Genomic DNA, 1,026 nt, shown 5'->3' with positions numbered 1-1,026 from the left:
CTCAACTTTCGCACCAAAAAAATAAGTGCAAATCGTTAGTTGTATTGCGTCTATGGTCTATTAAATATGTTGCTTGACAGTGTTTAATAAAATGAAATAACACCTCATTCTTTGGTATAGTGTAATTGTAGAGAAAACACTACCATACAGAAGAGGTGCTCCCTATATGATAGACCAAAATAGCCAAAACAATCAACTACCAAAAGAACTTAATTCGGTTTTTTCTGAGCTTGAAATGAATAAACACCTGCGCCAAGCAGGAATTAAAAAATCCTTCGGTTTCAGCTGTTCCTACTTATTTCAGCTTGTTTTCTGTTTGATTTTCCAGCACAAAAATTGGTTTTCACTTCTTGATTCAAAGAAAGCCGATCAGTTTCCAGCCAAAGATGCCGTCTATCGCTTTTTAAACCAATCAACTTTTAATTGGCGCCGTTTCTTACTACTGTTGAGCATTTTTACTATTCAAAAGGTGACTCGCCTTACGAATAAAGAGCGTCCAAAAGTACTGATTATCGATGATTCTGCGTATGACCGAAATCGTAGTAAAAAGGTAGAGCTTCTCGCTCGTTGTTTTGATCATGCTTCCCTGAAAATGCGTTTCTTTAAGGGGTTTCGTATGCTCACTTTGGGCTGGTCAGATGGCTATACATTTATGCCAATTGACTTTTCTTTAGTCAGTTCAAAAAAGTCTCAAATCAATGGTATCTCTGAAAAAATTGATAAACGTACTTGTGGATACAAGCGTCGAGAAAATGCATTACAAACTGAGCCTGAACAAGTTCCTGACATGATTAAACGTGCATTAGCCAATGGGATAGATGCAAGTTATGTCCTTATGGATTCTTGGTTTACATTGCCACCACTTGTAAAGTCTATTGTGGATCAAGGATTAGACGTAATTGGTATGGTCAAAGAAACAAAACAACGTTATAACGTAAACGGGGAGATGGTTTCTTTAAAGCAACTATACCGCCTAGCTGGACCCATTCAATCCAAGAAAGGAATTCTTCGTTCCATCCATACGAT

General features: G+C 37.3%; 1 protein-coding gene. It reads left to right on the top strand.

The genetic code is table 11. The annotated features are described in order from the left end of the window. Positions 1 to 166: 166 nt before the first annotated feature. On the top strand, positions 167 to 1,026 hold an 860-nt coding region (locus ACTNDN_RS24895; protein WP_441132569.1), incomplete at its 3' end, for an IS4 family transposase.

The organism is Niallia sp. HCP3S3_B10, from assembly GCF_052064465.1.
In the GTDB taxonomy this organism is placed as follows: domain Bacteria; phylum Bacillota; class Bacilli; order Bacillales; family Cytobacillaceae; genus Niallia; species Niallia hominis.
This window is presented reverse-complemented; position numbering and strand designations above follow the sequence as displayed.